Source organism: Streptosporangium sp. NPDC023615 (assembly GCF_040640155.1).
In the GTDB taxonomy this organism is placed as follows: domain Bacteria; phylum Actinomycetota; class Actinomycetes; order Streptosporangiales; family Streptosporangiaceae; genus Streptosporangium.
Window position 1 is genome coordinate 34,821 of the sequence record NZ_JBFABE010000043.1, and the last position, 17,493, is coordinate 52,313.

General features: G+C 72.2%; 8 protein-coding genes and 2 CRISPR repeat arrays (1 of these 10 cut by a window edge). All 8 genes read left to right on the forward strand.

What is annotated here, in order from left to right:
• Positions 1 to 27: 27 nt before the first annotated feature.
• Positions 28 to 5,597: direct repeats of the CRISPR family, unit length 28 nt; unit sequence GGACCATCCCCGCGGGCGCGGGGCCGAC.
• A 206-nt stretch (positions 5,598 to 5,803) separates the two neighbouring features.
• Positions 5,804 to 8,749 (forward strand): CRISPR-associated helicase Cas3', encoded by a 2,946-nt coding sequence (cas3, locus tag AB0G16_RS25935; protein ID WP_362810004.1) that lies wholly within the window; start codon positions 5,804 to 5,806, stop codon positions 8,747 to 8,749.
• Positions 8,750 to 9,015: 266 nt separating this feature from the next.
• Positions 9,016 to 10,749: a type I-E CRISPR-associated protein Cse1/CasA gene (gene casA, locus AB0G16_RS25940; RefSeq protein WP_362810007.1), complete on the forward strand. Its 1,734-nt coding sequence runs from the start codon at positions 9,016 to 9,018 to the stop codon at positions 10,747 to 10,749.
• Between the two features lie 14 nt (positions 10,750 to 10,763).
• Positions 10,764 to 11,399, forward strand: a complete 636-nt coding sequence (casB, locus tag AB0G16_RS25945; RefSeq protein ID WP_362810010.1) for a type I-E CRISPR-associated protein Cse2/CasB — start codon at positions 10,764 to 10,766, stop codon at positions 11,397 to 11,399.
• Between the two features lie 37 nt (positions 11,400 to 11,436).
• Entirely contained in the window at positions 11,437 to 12,588 is a 1,152-nt protein-coding gene (cas7e, locus tag AB0G16_RS25950; protein ID WP_362810013.1) for a type I-E CRISPR-associated protein Cas7/Cse4/CasC, read from the forward strand.
• Positions 12,585 to 13,403 (forward strand): type I-E CRISPR-associated protein Cas5/CasD, encoded by an 819-nt coding sequence (gene cas5e, locus AB0G16_RS25955; RefSeq protein ID WP_362810017.1) that lies wholly within the window; start codon positions 12,585 to 12,587, stop codon positions 13,401 to 13,403. Before cas7e ends, cas5e begins: the two co-directional genes overlap by 4 nt.
• Positions 13,404 to 13,408: 5 nt before the next feature.
• Positions 13,409 to 14,224 carry a type I-E CRISPR-associated protein Cas6/Cse3/CasE gene (cas6e, locus tag AB0G16_RS25960; protein ID WP_362810081.1) on the forward strand — a complete coding sequence of 272 codons (816 nt, stop codon included), beginning with the start codon at positions 13,409 to 13,411 and terminating at the stop codon, positions 14,222 to 14,224.
• Positions 14,224 to 15,288 (forward strand): type I-E CRISPR-associated endonuclease Cas1e, encoded by a 1,065-nt coding sequence (gene cas1e, locus AB0G16_RS25965; protein ID WP_362810020.1) that lies wholly within the window; start codon positions 14,224 to 14,226, stop codon positions 15,286 to 15,288. The genes cas6e and cas1e overlap by 1 nt, the downstream gene beginning before the upstream one ends.
• Positions 15,285 to 15,563: a type I-E CRISPR-associated endoribonuclease Cas2e gene (cas2e, locus tag AB0G16_RS25970; protein WP_362810022.1), complete on the forward strand. Its 279-nt coding sequence runs from the start codon at positions 15,285 to 15,287 to the stop codon at positions 15,561 to 15,563. The genes cas1e and cas2e overlap by 4 nt, the downstream gene beginning before the upstream one ends.
• 10 nt (positions 15,564 to 15,573) lie before the next feature.
• Positions 15,574 to 17,493: a CRISPR direct-repeat array (repeat unit 28 nt; unit sequence GTCGGCCCCGCGCCCGCGGGGATGGTCC) (it continues 291 nt past the right edge of the window).

Below are 17,493 nucleotides of genomic sequence, written 5' to 3' on the forward strand. Positions count from 1 at the left end.
AGGCTCCATGCCTGGCCGATCGCGGTGGGACCATCCCCGCGGGCGCGGGGCCGACAGCATCAGGCTCCATGCCTGGCCGATCGCGGTGGGACCATCCCCGCGGGCGCGGGGCCGACGACAGCGAGGGCGCCTACGTGAGCGGGGCGAAGGGACCATCCCCGCGGGCGCGGGGCCGACCCCGGCCACTCGCCGGTCGCCGCGCGGTGCATAGGACCATCCCCGCGGGCGCGGGGCCGACCGCCGCTGGTGCGTCGCTGTCCGCGGGTGTTGAGGACCATCCCCGCGGGCGCGGGGCCGACCTCCAGATGTACATGCCCGTTGCCCTCAACGGCGGACCATCCCCGCGGGCGCGGGGCCGACGCTTGCTCGATCCTCCAGGCGGTCGCCATCAGGGGACCATCCCCGCGGGCGCGGGGCCGACCCACGTCCAGTGCCTACCGGCGTACCTCCGCCGGGACCATCCCCGCGGGCGCGGGGCCGACGTTGACGCACCGGCCAGGCCCGCTTCTATTTGAGGACCATCCCCGCGGGCGCGGGGCCGACCTTCAAATCTACATAGACCCCAAGATTCACAGCGGACCATCCCCGCGGGCGCGGGGCCGACGACCTGGAGTTGTCGACCATGGACCAGTACAGGGGACCATCCCCGCGGGCGCGGGGCCGACAACCCAACCCTTGACGGATTGGCGGAACGATCCGGACCATCCCCGCGGGCGCGGGGCCGACACCACCGCCCCCGACTTCACCCCCGCCGACGGGCCATCCCCGCGGGCGCGGGGCCGACCAGGGCGGCACGCACGGCACAGCCGGCGTCGCGGGACCATCCCCGCGGGCGCGGGGCCGACTCTCCACCTGGAAGGCCGCTCACCCCGCCACGTGGACCATCCCCGCGGGCGCGGGGCCGACGTAGGGACGGGTGGGGTCTTCCGGCTCATAGAGGGACCATCCCCGCGGGCGCGGGGCCGACTCCCAGTCACGGTGCACGGCGACGCACAGGCAGGGACCATCCCCGCGGGCGCGGGGCCGACATCTCCGTCGGGATGCGGAGCATCGCCGAGAAGGGACCATCCCCGCGGGCGCGGGGCCGACTTCTCGAGCGTGTCTCTGCGCCTTGGCGCCCCGGGACCATCCCTGCGGGCGCGGGGCCGACGTCCCGGCCCTGCCGGTCGGCGGCGCGGATGCGGGACCATCCCCGCGGGCGCGGGGCCGACGACAGCCACGCGATCCACTGCTGACGGCCGCCCGGACCATCCCTGCGGGCGCGGGGCCGACGCCAGAGGCATCCTGAGAGCCGATACCGAGGGTGGACCATCCCCGCGGGCGCGGGGCCGACGACAGCCACGCGATCCACTGCTGACGGCCGCCCGGACCATCCCTGCGGGCGCGGGGCCGACGCCAGAGGCATCCTGAGAGCCGATACCGAGGGTGGACCATCCCCGCGGGCGCGGGGCCGACGCCTTCCTCCCGTCGGTGCACACGGAGAGCATGGGACCATCCCCGCGGGCGCGGGGCCGACGCTCGGCGAGGCCGCGGCTGATGTCCTGCGGGTTGGACCATCCCCGCGGGCGCGGGGCCGACCCAACCCCTGGGGCGGCCTCCACCTGCCACCGCGGACCATCCCCGCGGGCGCGGGGCCGACACCTACGCCGACGACGCCACCGCCGCAGAACGCGGACCATCCCCGCGGGCGTGGGGCCGACGGCTACCCCGACGCGCCCCCGGCCGAAGAGACGGGACCATCCCCGCGGGCGCGGGGCCGACCGGACGTCGTCCCCCGGGCACTGCTGGACCGTGGGACCATCCCCGCGGGCGCGGGGCCGACGCGCTCCGCGATCGGCAGCATAATTGACATCGCGGACCATCCCCGCGGGCGCGGGGCCGACCTCATCGCCGGACAGCTCATCGGCGCGATCTTCGGACCATCCCCGCGGGCGCGGGGCCGACGACTCGATCCTCGCGCGCCTGTCCAACGGCGAGGGACCATCCCCGCGGGCGCGGGGCCGACACGCCGAAGCAGATCTTGCCGCCGCCCTGGCCCGGACCATCCCCGCGGGCGCGGGGCCGACAGGGTCGACTCGACCCCGCCCAGCCCCAGGGGGGGACCATCCCCGCGGGCGCGGGGCCGACACGTCCACCTTGTCCTGCTCCAGGAACAGGGTCGGACCGTCCCCGCGGGCGCGGGGCCGACAGGGTCGACTCGACCCCGCCCAGCCCCAGGGGGGGACCATCCCCGCGGGCGCGGGGCCGACACACCTGCGTCGGGGTGACGGAAGTGGAGGCCGGGACCATCCCCGCGGGCGCGGGGCCGACATCGCCGCGTTCTTCCACATCTGCGTCAGCCGGGGACCATCCCCGCGGGCGCGGGGCCGACGGTACCAGGCGGGCTCAGGGACCTCGGACCTGCGGACCATCCCCGCGGGCGCGGGGCCGACTCGCCGCCGCGCACGCCGGGCAGCGGGGCGAAGGGACCATCCCCGCGGGCGCGGGGCCGACAGCACCGCGGCGGGCGTCTGCTCGGGATCCGCCGGACCATCCCCGCGGGCGCGGGGCCGACACGTAGCGGAGGATGCGGACTTCCCCATCCCCGCGGGCGCGGGGCCGACTGCTTGCGCGTGATCACCGGAGGGTTCTTGCGCGGACCATCCCCGCGGGCGCGGGGCCGACCTCGTACGAGAAGCCCTACAGCGCCGCCTAACCGGACCATCCCCGCGGGCGCGGGGCCGACGTCTCGATGTCGGCGTCGGAGTCGGCCGCGAGCGGACCATCCCCGCGGGCGCGGGGCCGACAGCCGTTCGACCTGCGAGGGGTGGACGTCGAGCGGACCATCCCCGCGGGCGCGGGGCCGACTCTTCCGGGGCGGGCCCGGTCTTGCCCGCCGGCGGACCATCCCCGCGGGCGCGGGGCCGACCTCTCCAGGTCGGCGGGCAGGGTGACGAACGGAGGACCATCCCCGCGGGCGCGGGGCCGACCGGGAGGTGATGACCGCGACCAGGCCGCCCGGCGGACCATCCCCGCGGGCGCGGGGCCGACCGGGAGGTGATGACCGCGACCAGGCCGCCCGGCGGACCATCCCCGCGGGCGCGGGGCCGACGACCTCGCCGAGCAGCCCGCCCCCAAGGAGAGCGGACCATCCCCGCGGGCGCGGGGCCGACTTACGGCCGATCTCCTGCAGCTCCCCCACCAACGGACCATCCCCGCGGGCGCGGGGCCGACCCTCCTGGATTCGATCCGGGAGGGCCTTCCGCAGGACCATCCCCGCGGGCGCGGGGCCGACCTGTCACTGGCCACGCCGATCTTGATCACGTGGGGACCATCCCCGCGGGCGCGGGGCCGACGCCTACCGGGCGGCACTGGGCGGTGGTGAGGCGGGACCATCCCCGCGGGCGCGGGGCCGACGCGCGAGAGAGCTGCACGGCGAAGAGCTGACCGGGACCATCCCCGCGGGCGCGGGGCCGACGCCCGGCCCGGAAGTAGAAGAGAGTGCAGATCGGGACCATCCCCGCGGGCGCGGGGCCGACTTCGGCCGGGCGGCGATCTCGGGCCTGTCGGGGGGACCATCCCCGCGGGCGCGGGGCCGACGGAGCAGCATGAATTTCGACAAGGTCATGGGCGGGACCATCCCCGCGGGCGCGGGGCCGACCCTCGGACATGGGTTCCCCCTCAGCAATTCACGGGACCATCCCCGCGGGCGCGGGGCCGACACCAGCTTTGACGTGGTCGCGTTCATTTCCTCCGGACCATCCCCGCGGGCGCGGGGCCGACGTTTCCTCCCGCTTGGTAGGCACTTCGGCCTAGGGACCATCCCCGCGGGCGCGGGGCCGACGCCGGGCGAGGAGGTCGTCACCGAGGACACCGCGGACCATCCCCGCGGGCGCGGGGCCGACCGGATCCAGCCGAGCATGGTGGTGGTCATCGGGGGACCATCCCCGCGGGCGCGGGGCCGACTTTCCCACCGAGGGTCTCCACCCACCCCTGCTCGGACCATCCCCGCGGGCGCGGGGCCGACGGTAGGCGTGCGGCCGGCCCGCCATGAGCTGGAAGGACCATCCCCGCGGGCGCGGGGCCGACCACGCGGTGTGGAGCTGCACGGCCCGGCCGTCGAGGACCATCCCCGCGGGCGCGGGGCCGACTACTGGCGCAGCGTCTCCATTGCCCGCTTCGGGGGACCATCCCCGCGGGCGCGGGGCCGACTGTTCCTCGATGTCCGGATCACCGACGATGCGCGGACCATCCCCGCGGGCGCGGGGCCGACCCTGCGTGCGCCACCGCCGGTGGGTCCTCTCGGGGACCATCCCCGCGGGCGCGGGGCCGACGCTGGGCGGCCTGTTCAGCGGGGGCCGGTCGCGGGACCATCCCCGCGGGCGCGGGGCCGACACGCTGTGGGCCGGGCCGCTGGACGGGGAGCGCGGACCATCCCCGCGGGCGCGGGGCCGACTCGTCTGAGCAGGAGCCTCCCGAGTGGTTGGGCGGACCATCCCCGCGGGCGCGGGGCCGACCGGCGCCAGGCGGAACCAAGGCGGAACTGAGAAGGACCATCCCCGCGGGCGCGGGGCCGACTTCTTCTTTTTCTTCTCCTTCTTCGTCTCCGTGGGACCATCCCCGCGGGCGCGGGGCCGACGCGGAGATCGAGGCGGCCCATGCCGACACTCTGGGACCATCCCCGCGGGCGCGGGGCCGACGCGCACCCTGTAGTGCCGCCGGGTCGCCGTGACGGGACCATCCCCGCGGGCGCGGGGCCGACCAATGGGTCTAATCCCCTTTCCGCGCGAATCCAGGACCATCCCCGCGGGCGCGGGGCCGACTGTCAGTGCAAGCGCTGCCCGAAGTGCAAGAAGGGACCATCCCCGCGGGCGCGGGGCCGACCGAGCAGGCTGCACCCGCCGACGTGGCAGCTGCCGGACCATCCCCGCGGGCGCGGGGCCGACGGGTCGGTCGGGTCGGGGAGCGACAGGCAGTGGGGACCATCCCCGCGGGCGCGGGGCCGACGACTCCCGTGAGGCGAAGGCCGCCTGGAGGAAGGGACCATCCCCGCGGGCGCGGGGCCGACCCCGCGCCCAGGCCGAGGAGCGCGGCGAGCAAGGGACCATCCCCGCGGGCGCGGGGCCGACCGAGCAGGCTGCACCCGCCGACGTGGCAGCTGCCGGACCATCCCCGCGGGCGCGGGGCCGACGGGTCGGTCGGGTCGGGGAGCGACAGGCAGTGGGGACCATCCCCGCGGGCGCGGGGCCGACGACTCCCGTGAGGCGAAGGCCGCCTGGAGGAAGGGACCATCCCCGCGGGCGCGGGGCCGACCCCGCGCCCAGGCCGAGGAGCGCGGCGAGCAAGGGACCATCCCCGCGGGCGCGGGGCCGACCCGCAGGACGGAGTAGACCGTGCCACGCTGGGCGGACCATCCCCGCGGGCGCGGGGCCGACTTCAAGGCGCACGCGCGGCGTGCGCTGGCCAGCGGACCATCCCCGCGGGCGCGGGGCCGACGACCGGCTGTGACACGGGCGGGTCTTCTACCGTGGACCATCCCCGCGGGCGCGGGGCCGACTATGCCTGGTGGGAGAGACCTCGGGGTCGGGAGGGACCATCCCCGCGGGCGCGGGGCCGACACTTGGTGACCTGCGGCTCTAGCAGTAGTAGGCGCCGAAATTCTTTAGTTGCTCAGCAGGACGATGTCCCGTCATCGTAACGGCCGCCCTTCGGGATGATCTAGGTGCTAGTGCCGTATGCGGGATGAACGATATCGCAGGGCGGCTGCCGGAGCGTTTTTGTCGGTCGCGGTCTTTATGCTCCCCAACCGGACTAAGGAGGGTGTGTGTCGGCAGAGTGGCACCGTAGTTTCGGTTACGAATCCATCATTACCCAACAGTTAGGGATTTTATGGGGTAAATCCCGCAAGAAAGCAGGCGGGAGGATGAATCTTCTTTTATCGCACTTATTGGACACTGCTGCCGTGGCGGAGCAGCTGTGGGATCACTACCTGGCGCCGGCTATCAAGCAGGAGTTGGAGGACATCTCCGGCGGGCGGGGGCGGTTGTTCTTCGCCTGGCTGTGCGGGGTGCATGACTGCGGGAAGGCCACGCCTGCGTTTCAGAGCGTGGACGGTGAGGGGGCCGAGGCGGTCCGGCGGGCCGGGCTGACCTGGAACGAGCACGTCATCAAGCGCAATCCGTGGCGGCACGACAAGGCCGGTGGCCTGATCGTGCGGACCCTTCTTCGCGAGGACGGGTGGCAGGAGCAACAGATCGCCTGGTTGTGGCCGCTGGTGGCGGGCCATCACGGATCCTTCCCGTCGGTGGGGGTGTTCGCCGGGCGTAACACGGCGCGAGGCGAACCTCAGGGCAAGGGGCCGGCGTGGGGGAAGGTTCAGCGTGCGCTCGTGGAGACCTTCACCCGGTGCCTGGGGTATGAGGACCTCGCCGCGGTACAGCCGGTGAAGGCGCCCAGCCGCGCCGTGCAGTTGCAGCTCAGCGGTCTCATCGTCATGGCCGACTGGATCGCCAGCGACGAGCGTCACTTCCAGGGCATCGACGACCTGGCGCAGGTAACCCTGGTCCAGGCCAGGAAGCGGGCGGTCGCAGCGTGGGAGAAGCTCGGGCTGCAGGGGGGCTGGGGCGTGCTCGACCTCCCCGGCCAGGACGCCTTCCCGCGGCGTTTTGGACGGCCAGCGCGCCCCTCACAAGACCTCGTCATGCAAATCGCCCGGCGGATGGCGGCGCCTGGATTGTTGATCGTCGAGGCGCCGATGGGCGAGGGCAAGACGAAGGCGGCGTTTGTGGCGGCGGAGATCTTGGCGGCGCGTTTCGGCGCCGGGGGTGTGTATGTCGGGATGCCGACGCAGGCGACGAGCGATCCGATGTTCAGCCAGGTGCGGGCCTGGCTGGCCGAGGTCGGTGAGGGGTTGGCCGAGCAGGTCACGTTGCTACACGGCAAGCGCAGGTTCAACAAGGAATGGCGCGCCCTGCTCGACGGGGTCGACACCGATTTCGACGGCCGTTTCGACAGCGTCGGCGAGGACGAGTTCGGCATGGCCGAATGGTCCTTCTGCGAGGAGGAGGAGCCAGAGCGCAAGGCGCCGGCGGCGTGGTTTTTAGGGCGGATGCGCGGGTTGCTGAGCCCGTTCGTCGTCGGCACGATCGACCAGCTGCTTTACGCGGCCACCCGCACCAAGCACGTGATGTTGCGTGCTGCGGGGCTGATGGGCAAGGTCGTCGTGCTTGACGAGGTGCACGCGGCGGATATCTACATGTCGCAGTTCCTCAAGGAGGGATTGCGCTGGCTGGGCCAGGCGCGGGTGCCGGTGGTGTTGTTGTCGGCGACTCTGCCCGCGGCGCAGCGCCAAGAGCTCGTGGCGGCCTATCTGGCGGGTGCTGCGTGCCAGCAGGAGTTCGCCGTGGCGGACCTGCCCGAGCCGGCGGGATATCCCAGCGTCACCGCAGCCTGCCTGGTCGACGGGCATGCCGTCTATGACGTGGAGCATGCACAGCAGTGGCGTGAGGATCTGCAGGTGAGGGTCACGGTGGTGCCCGAGCCAGAGGCGCGAGGCGAGGAGCAGGCGGTGCTGGCCGCTGATCTGGTGGCCGACCTGGTTGAGGAGCGGCTCGCCCACGGCGGGTGCGCCCTAGTGATCCGTAACACCGTTGCGCGGGCTCAGGCCACCTACGAGGCGCTGCGCGGGCGTTTCGGTGAGGAGGTGCGGCTGCTGCACGGGCGGATGACCGCTCATGACCGGGCGGAGAAGACCGAGCAGTGCCTGCAACTGCTGGGCCCGCCCACCGAGAGCGGGCCCACGCGTCCGGGCCGTCTGATTTTGGTGGCCACCCAGCTGGCCGAGCAGTCCTTCGACGTGGATGCCGATCTGCTGGTCACCGACCTGACGAGTATCGACCTGCTGTTGCAGCGTCTGGGACGCGTGCATCGCCATGACGGTGTTGAGCGGCCGCAGCGGGTGCGGCGACCCGAGGTCGTCGTCACCGGGTTCGAGCCCCACCAGCAGGGCCCGCCGTGGATCCTGCCGGCCAGTGCGGGGATCTATGGCCGCTACCTGTTGCTGCGCACCGCCGCGCTGGTCTGCCAGGCCGACGGCGGCCACTGGTCGGTGCCCGGAGACGTGCCGCACCTGGTGGGGCAGGTCTACGGTCACGCGCCCGGCGTCGTGCCGGACGGCTGGGCCGATGCGCACCAGCAGGCGTACGCCGATTGGCGGGCCGAGCAGAGCGAGCGGGCCGAGAACGCGGAGAAGTACCTGCTCACCCGGCGTAACGAGCACACCCACCCGACACTGGAGGGGTTGCACTACGGCGCGGGACATGGCCGCGTCACGGAAGGGAAGCTGCAGGCGCTCGTCCGTGACGGTGAGCCCAGCGTGGAGGTCGTGCTGGTGCGCCACGACGGTCGCGGCTACCGCACGCTGGGCGGCAGATGGCTCGGCGTGCACGGCGAGGTGTTGGCCGATGAGGTGCTGGAGGAGACGCTGGGGGCGACGGTGCGGCTGCCGTCCTCGCTCACCGAGGCGGCCGAGCGTGACCTGGCGCCGCTGGAGGGATGGCGCGATCACCCCTGGCTCAAGCACACCCGCGCCGTCGTGCTGAACGACAACGGTGACACTGCAACCCCCCTGACCAGCGCAATCAGCGCGGGCGGGATGGCCGGACTGGCCGGCCCGGTCGGGGCGGTGGGTGAGTACACGCTGCGCTACGACGAGCGTCTCGGCTTGATCGTGAACGGTGGCCCGCAGCGGCGAGGCAGACGAAAAACGTGAAATCAATTCAGGTCGTGCGTGCTTCGATAAAGCCCGAAGGGTGGTGTGGCGGCGAAAGGCCCGCACCGGCTTTGGTATCCCCGCGGATGCGGGGCCGAGAAGGTGTTCGAGACACGGCCACGAGCCATCCCCGCCGTCTTCCTTCTTTCGCTTCCAACGTTGCGGGGCGGAATCACTCTAAGCATTTCCGCCTCAAACGGGCGCGTCATCTGACACTCTTTGTTCTTCCAAGAAATTCCTAGACATGGCTAATTCGAGGATTCCTCATGTCCATGTATGACCTGATTGATTCACCATGGTTGCCTTTACGCCCTAAGGGCGAGACAGCTGTCGGGGAGTTCTCCCTTCGTCAGGCGCTGCTTGGCGCCTCGGAGTTCGACTCCCTCACGGTTGATCTGCCCACGCACGCCCCGGCGCTGCTGCGGCAGGTTCTCCTGCCGGTGGTGATGGACGCGCTGGGCCGCCCACCTGACCGGCAGGAGTGGGCGCGCAGGTTCACCGCCGGCGGCTTCACCGACTCCGAGCAGGACACCCTGGGCGCCTACCTCGATGAGCACCGGGCGCGCTTTGACCTCTTCGACGCCCATGCTCCCTTCGCCCAGGTAGGGGGTCTGCATACGGCTAAGAACGAGACCAAGGGGTCGGCGTTGCTGGTCGTCACGGCGGCCGCGGGTAACAACGTGCCGCTGTTCGCCGCCCGCACCGAGGGCGATCCGTTGCCGCTGAGCCCGGCTCAGGCGGCCCGGTGGCTGCTGCACGCGCACTGCTGGGACACCGCCGCGATCAAATCCGGCGCCGCCGACGACCCGCAGGTCAAAGCGGGCAAGACGATGGGCAACCCGACCGGCCCCCTGGGGTCGCTGGGCGTGGTCCTCCCGTCCGGGCGCAGCCTGTATGAGACGTTGCTGCTCAACATCCCCTTCGGCACCCAGCCCGAGGACGATCTCCCGCACTGGCGGCGCGAGCCGCTCACCGCGCGCTGGCAGGTGCGGGCCGCCACCGGCCTGCTGGATCTGTGGACCTGGCAGTCGCGGCGTATCCGCCTGATCGCCGAAGACACCGACGACACCAATGACTCTGACGACGTCGGCGGTGGTGTGCGGGTCTGCCGTGTCGTTTTGTGCGCCGGTGATCGTCTGCGAGAGGTCCCGGAGTGGGAGCCGCACACCACCTGGAGCTTCTCCAAGGCTCCCAAAGGGGGTGGAACGTTCCGAAAGCCGCGAAGGCACACCCCGGGTAAGGCCGCCTGGCGGGGGTTGGAGGCTTTGCTGGCCGCAGAGCGCCAAGAGGGCGGCGATGTCGAGACCTCGGTGTTGTTGCGCCAGCTCGCCGGCGTTCAAGCCGAAGGGCTGCTCGCCTTCGATTACCCGCTGCGGGTGGAGACGATTGCCATCACCTACGGCACCCAGTCCGCGGTCGTGGAGGACATCGTCTTCGATGCGATCCCGCTGCCCGTCGCGGCCTTGCGGGCGGATGAGGACGTCTACGGGGTGGTGCTGGAGGTCGCCGAGCAGGCCGAAGGCCTGGCTCGTGCGGTGAACAACCTTTCGGCCGATCTGCGCCGGGCCGCGGGGGCCGATCCCATCCCTTGGGACAAGGGCCAGCGTCCCGGTGAGTTCGTGCTGCACGCGCTGGATGCGCTGGTGCGCCGCTTCCTGATCGGCGTCCGAGCAAGCGCCGACGACCCGGAGGTGCTGGAGCGGGGCCGCGATGCCTGGGAGAAGCTCGCCCGGGACCGCACCTGGGAGGTCGCGGAAAAGGTCCTGGCCGGCGCGGCGCACAGCGCGTTCGCCGGACGCGCGGTGGAGAAGAACGGTCGCACGTTCACCTACCGGCTGGCCGGCGCCGAGCAGAACTTCCGCCGCCAGCTCGCCACCATCCTGACCCGCTGCGCACCAGCCGCCGACGACTCCCCGGGCGAGGCCGTGCCGCTCGTGGAAGGCGCGCTCTCGCCCCTGCAGGACACCGTTTCGGCCGCTGAGACAGCCCGAACCTTGTGAAGGTGAGAATCGACATGCCCCCCTTAAACGACCGGCCGCCGCGTTACTGGAGCCGCTACATCGCCGCGGACGGGACCTGGCGCAGGAAAGAGGGCCGCCCTCCTGGCGAAGACCTGGCCGCGATGCGCGCGGGACTCGGCCGCGAGGCCGGGAGCGTGCCGGCCCTGTGGCCGCACTACCGCTCCCCGGTCGACGACCGTCTCGCCCGCAGAGGTCAGGTGTCGCAGGAGCAGAAGGCCGAGCATGCGGCGCTGGCCCTGTATGGGCTGCACCAGCAGTCGCGTTCTGAGCCGATGCACCGCTCCGGGGTTCGCCTGGGCCAGGCGCTGCGCCGCCTGCACCAAAGCGGGAAGTTCACGCAGGAGGCCGTCGATCGCCGGGTGAACGCCGCGGCCGGCGCCACCCAGGTCTCGGCTCTGCTCACCCATCTGCGGGGTCTGATCACCCAGCTGCGCACCATCGGCCAGCCGATCGACTACGACCAGCTCATGGCTGACATCTACGCCTGGCAACGGCCCGATACCCGCCAGCGCGCCCGCCGCCGCTGGGGCCTGGACTACTACCGGTGGTCTCGCCCCGACGAACAGAAACCCGCCGATGACGGGCCTGCCGGCTCGACGACCGCGACCACGACCACGACCACCTCCTGACCCGCTGACTGATCCGTCTTCCCCCTGGAGCCTTTTCATGGACAAGCGCCTTTTCATCGACGTGCACATCGTGCAGACCGTCCCGCCGGCCAACCTCAACCGCGACGATCAGGGCAACCCCAAGGAGGCCTATTTCGGTGGGGTCCGCCGCGCCCGGGTCTCCTCCCAGGCGTGGAAGCGCGCCACCCGCACCGCCTTCGCCCAGCACGCCCCCGAACACGACCACGCCACCCGCACCAAGCGCATCGTTGCCGAGCTGGCCAAGCGCGTGAGCGCCCGTACCGGGCTGGAGGCCGACCACGGCGCCCGGTTGGCGGCCAAGCTCCTGGAACCGCTCGGCATCAAGGAGGGCAAGAAGGCCGGCGACACCGCCTACCTGCTGTTCTTCGGCTACCGGCAGCTGGAGGACATCGTCGACCTGATCGCAGGCCAGGCCACCGACCTCGCGGCGCTGGACGATGAGCAGCTGGTCGCCGCGCTCAAGGAGCTGCCGGTGGCGCAGAAACTCCAAAGCGGGCACCCGATGGACGTGGCGCTGTTCGGCCGCATGGTCGCCGACATCCCCTCCCTCAACGTCGACGCCGCCACCCAGGTCGCCCACGCCCTGTCCACGCACGCGGTGGAGCTGGAATTCGACTACTACACCGCCGTCGACGATGAGAACCTCAAGGAAGAGACCGGCGCCGGCATGATCGGCACCATCGGTTTCAACTCCGCGACCCTGTATCGCTATGCCACCGTCGGCCTGCACCAGCTGGCCGCCAACCTCGGCGACACCGACGCAGCCCTCGACGCGGTCGAGGCCTTCGTCCAGCATTTCGCCCGCTCCATCCCCTCCGGGCACCAAAACTCCTTCGCCCACCGCACGCTGCCCAGCCTGGTCGCGGTCGTGGTCCGCGACGACCAGCCGGTCAACCTGGTCTCCGCCTACGAAAAGCCCGTCACCAAGCGCGAGGATCACGAAGAAGGGCTCGCCGAGCTCTCAGCCCTGTCGCTGGCTGATGAGTACGAGCGCGCCGTCACGCAGTGGGGGGACGCTCCCGTGCACGCCGCGGTCTGTCACACCTACGCCTCCGGCAGCGACACCGCGACCCGGCTCGGTGCGGCCTTCGGTGAGCAGCAGACCTTCCCCGAGCTGACCGCCGGCCTGCGCGGCAGGCTCGTTGAGCTCCTCAAGCAGAGCGCATGAACCCGCCCAAGACCGGAACCGAGGCCGAGGCCGAGGCCGGGCAGGTGACGCTGGTGCTGCGCCTGGGCGGGCCCTTGCAGTCGTGGGGGGATCGCAGCGTGTTCAACCGCCGCGACACCCGGCCCGAGCCCACCAAGTCCGGCGTGCTCGGCCTGCTGGCCGCCGCGGCCGGCCGCGACCGTGAAGAGCCGCCGGGGGAGCTGCTGCAGCTGCGGATGGGCGTGCGGGTCGATCAGCCCGGCACTTTGCTGCGCGACTACCACACCGTCAGCGACTACCGCGGCCGACCGCTCCCGCAGGCGGGGGTGTCGGCCAAGGGCGTGCAGAAACTCACCTCGCCGGCCAAGCACACCCACATCACCCAGCGCTTCTACCTGCAGGACGCGATCTTCCTCGCCGCGTTGCAGGGACCCGCGCCGCTGGTCCAGGCCTTGGCCGAGGCCGTCCGCCACCCCGCCTTCCCCCTGGCTTTGGGCCGGCGCTCTTGCGTACCCACCCAGCCGCTCTTCCTGGCCGTGCGCGAGGAGCCGCTGGAGGAGGTCTTGCGCACCGAGCCCTGGCAGGCCGGCCAGAGCGCGAAAGACCTGCTCGTCCGCACCCGGCGGGCACGCCCGGCCACCGTCGACCTGCCCGTGACCCTGGACGACCCCGACGGCCCCGACTCCCTCAACGACGTGCCGCAGTCCTTCGCCCCCCGGACCCGGCGCTTCGTCAGCCGCCGTATCCGCCACACCTGGGTGAGCCTGCCGACCGGCTTTCCCCACCCCGATGCCGCCGCCGACGGCCACGACCCCTTCGCCCTGCTGGGCTGGTGACCACCATGACCTACCTGTCTCGAATCCGGATCAACCCGCTGCGGGAGAAAAGCCGGCTATTGCTGGCCAGCCCGCACATGATGCACGGCGCCGTCATGCACGCCATCCCCGACGACCCCGCCAACGAGCGCATCTTGTGGCGGCTGGACGCCGACAACCCCCACCGGCCCTTCCTGTTCGCCCTCACCCCGACCCGGCCCGACTGGTCCCACCTGATCGAACAGGCCGGCTGGCCCGACGCCGACGGCGAGCACGCCGCGGTCCGCGACTACGCGCCGCTGCTCGCTCAGATCGCCGTCGGCCGCGAGTTCGCCTTCCGCCTCACCGCCAACCCCGTCCAAAACACCCGCACCCCGATCAGCCCCAGCACCGAACAAGCCGAGAAAACCGAGAAGGCCAAGGAGGCGGCAGGTGAACGGCAGCGCTCCTTCCGCATCGGCCATCGCACCGCCGCCCACCAGCTCACCTGGTTCCTCACCCGCACCCAGCGATGGGGATTTGCGATCCCCGACGCCCACACCGACCCTCCAGCGCTCGGTCTGGACCCGCACCAGGGCGTCGAGGTTTCCGCGGCCCAGGAGGTGCGGATCACCGCCCGGGGCCGCCGCTCCTTCACCAAGAAGAACGGCACCAGCCGGGTCGTCTTGAGCACCGCGACGTTCGAAGGCCGGCTGCGCATCACGGATGCGACGGTGTTCACCGAGCGGCTGCTGGGCGGTATCGGCCCCGCCAAGTCCTACGGCTGCGGCCTGCTCACCCTCGCCCCGCTCCCCGCCCCGCCCCTGCCCTCGAGCGGTCCCGGCCGGGGACAGGGCAGGTAATGGCCGACATCTGGTGGAAGGCCCACCCGCACGACCTGCACCGCATCACCGATCGCGTCTCCAGCGTCTACGTCGAACGCAGCCACCTCGACCGCGACGAGAACGCCGTCGTGATCATCAACAAGCGCGACACCGTGCGGGTGCCGGCCGCGATGGTCGCCGTCATGCTCATCGGCCCCGGCACCCGCGTCACCCACGGCGCCATCCGCCTGCTCGCCGACTCCGGCACCGCGGTGTGCTGGGTCGGCGAACAAGGCGTGCGCATGTACGCCTCAGGTCTTGGCCCCAGCCGGGGATCGGGCCTGCTGCACCGCCAGGCCTGGCTCGTCACCCGCCCCAAAGAGCGCCTGGGTGTGGCCCGCGCCATGTACGGGATGCGTTTTCCCGGCGAGGACGTCTCGGCCATGACCATGCAGCAGCTCCGCGGCCGCGAGGGCGCCCGCGTCCGCAAGCAGTACCAGGCACACTCCCGCCGCACCGGCGTGGCATGGACCGGCCGCGACTACCGCCCCGGCGACGCCTACGCCACCGGCGACGACCTCAACCGCCTGCTGTCGGCCGCCAACGCCGCCCTGTACGGCATCTGCCACGCCGTCATCGTCGGCCTGGGCGCCAGTCCCGGGCTCGGCTTCGTCCACACCGGAGCAGCGACCTCCTTCGTCATGGACATCGCCGACCTCTACAAGGCCGAATACACCATCCCGCTCGCCTTCGACCTCGCCGCCAAAGGCCTGACCGAGGAACGCGACGCGCGCCTGGGCCTGCGCGACCGGATCGCCGAGGACAAACTCCTGGGCCGTATCGTCGGCGACCTCAAAACCCTGCTGAGCCCCGACGGCGTGGACATCCCCGACATCGAGGTCAACGAACTGTGGGACGAAAAGCTCGGCACCGTCGCCGGAGGCGTCAACTGGGCAGGAGCCGAAACCTCCTCCCCCGACACCACGATCGAGCAGCTCATCCCCGCCGTCATGGGCGAGGAACACATCGCGGTCATCGGCCCGGAACTCGAAGAACAGACCTCCGAGCGGCCTGCGGACGGCCACACAGCGAGCGGCCCATGACCGTCATCGTCCTCATCGCCGCCCCCGAAGGACTACGCGGCCACCTCACCCGCTGGATGGTCGAGGTCAACGCCGGAGTCTTCGTCGGCACCCCCAGCAAACGCATCCGAGACCGCATCTGGGAACTGCTCGCCTCCCGCATCGGCGACGGCCAGGCCGTCCTGGTCGAACCCGCTGCCAACGAACAGGGCTGGGCCATACGGACAGCGGGAAAGGACCGCTGGTATCCCATCGACTTCGACGGACTGATTCTTTCTGCCCGCCTCCGCCGATGAAGCACCTGGTGTCGGCCCCGCGCCCGCGGGGATGGTCCCGCCAGCTGTCCGCTGTCGAGCATGCGCACCACGTCGGCCCCGCGCCCGCGGGGATGGTCCCGGCACGCACGACGACTGCGTCGACGTGGTTGCGTCGGCCCCGCGCCCGCGGGGATGGTCCGACGCTGAGGTTCGTGTGATGGCACGCGGCCGAGTCGGCCCCGCGCCCGCGGGGATGGTCCCGGCGCCACGTTCGCGCTCCAGCTCGCGCGCGCGTCGGCCCCGCGCCCGCGGGGATGGTCCGGTTCGGGATGTGGTACTGGCCGCCTGTGCCGCGTCGGCCCCGCGCCCGCGGGGATGGTCCCGTCGAGTTCGACCGGGGCCGCCCGTCCATCGGCGTCGGCCCCGCGCCCGCGGGGATGGTCCGGGTCGCGACATGCAGGGCAAGGCCCCGGGCAGTCGGCCCCGCGCCCGCGGGGATGGTCCAAGGTCGTCACCGAGCCATTTCGCCTCGATTTTGTCGGCCCCGCGCCCGCGGGGATGGTCCGGCGGACGAGTACCCAGCGATCGACGGCGGGTTGTCGGCCCCGCGCCCGCGGGGATGCTCCGTTCTTGGAACCCCGAGAATGCCTGTCTCAAAAGTCGGCCCCGCGCCCGCGGGGATGCTCCCGGCAGGTCTGCTCGCGCCAGGACGCCCAGGGCGTCGGCCCCGCGCCCGCAGAGATGCTCCCCCCGGTCAATGAGAGGAGCCTCGGTGAGCAGGTCGGCCCCGCGCCCGCGGGGATGGTCCGCGACCCGGCTTGCCGCGGCCAAGCAGGCGTACGTCGGCCCCGCGCCCGCGGGGATGGTCCGGCGATGACGGCCGCCGACATCAACATGACCGTGTCGGCCCCGCGCCCGCGGGGATGGTCCCTGCTGCGCTATGACCTTGACGTCCCTGTAGTAGTCGGCCCCGCGCCTGCGGGGATGGTCCCGGATCCTCATCGGCGCGCAGGGTCGGCCGCTGGTCGGCCCCGCGCCCGCGGGGATGGTCCTCCTTGATCTTGAGTGCGGGCCAGCAGTTGAGCGTCGGCCCCGCGCCCGCGGGGATGGTCCCTCGGGAAGCCAGCGACGATCCGGCTAAGGGCTGTCGGTCCCGCGCCTGCGGGAATGGTTCCCGCCACCATGTCCGCGCACACACGCACCGAACGTCGGCCCCGCGCCCGCGGGGATGGCCCCCCCGACGTCATCGCCTACCGCATCGAGCGGCTGTCGGCCCCGCGCCCGCGGGAATGGTCCTGCGGAAGGCCCTCCTGGTTCATCACGAGAGGGGTCGGCCCCGCGGGCGCGGGGATGGTCCGTCGGCATCGGCCATCGGGACCGGCATCGAGTTGTCGGCCTCGCGCCCGCAGGGATAGTCCCCCGCGTTCACCGCCAAGGGCAGGATGCTCAGAGTCGGCCCCGCGCCCGCGGGGATGATCCCGGCACCACCGTGCTGTACGCGTCGGTGTACAAGTCGGCCCCGCGCCCGCGGGGATGGTCCCCGAGATGCCCTGTGTGATGTGGCGCGCGCCGCGTCGGTCCCGCGCCCGCGGGGGTGGTCCTCTGGCCAGGGGGACCTTCACACAGCCCGAACTGTCGGCCCCGCGCCCGCGGGGCTGGTCCCGGCGACGACATCTCTGGGAACTGCGACCTGTAGTCGGCCTCGCGCTCGCGGGGATGGTCCGCACTGGGAGAAGCTGCCCGGCGTCCTGCGAGCGTCGGCCCCGCGCCCGCGGGGATGCTCCGATGGTTCCGATCGCAAGGCCGCCGGCCCCGTGTCCACGGGGATCGCCCCTCCTGATACGTGCAGGTTGCAAGATCCATGCGGTCGGCCCTGCGCCCGCGGGGATGGTCCGGCCCGCGAGGTCTATGAGTTCCTGGCCGAGTTGTCGGCCCCGCGCCCACAGGGATGGTCCTCACGGACTCCCGC

Bases quoted from the DNA above. Each gene is read 5' to 3' on its own strand.
- cas2e (WP_362810022.1), top strand. From the start codon at position 15,285: ATGACCGTCATCGTCCTCATCGCCGCCCCCGAAGGACTACGCGGCCAC.
- casB (WP_362810010.1), top strand. From the start codon at position 10,764: ATGCCCCCCTTAAACGACCGGCCGCCGCGTTACTGGAGCCGCTACATC.
- cas5e (WP_362810017.1), top strand. From the start codon at position 12,585: ATGAACCCGCCCAAGACCGGAACCGAGGCCGAGGCCGAGGCCGGGCAG.
- casA (WP_362810007.1), top strand. From the start codon at position 9,016: ATGTCCATGTATGACCTGATTGATTCACCATGGTTGCCTTTACGCCCT.
- cas6e (WP_362810081.1), top strand. From the start codon at position 13,409: ATGACCTACCTGTCTCGAATCCGGATCAACCCGCTGCGGGAGAAAAGC.
- cas1e (WP_362810020.1), top strand. From the start codon at position 14,224: ATGGCCGACATCTGGTGGAAGGCCCACCCGCACGACCTGCACCGCATC.
- cas7e (WP_362810013.1), top strand. From the start codon at position 11,437: ATGGACAAGCGCCTTTTCATCGACGTGCACATCGTGCAGACCGTCCCG.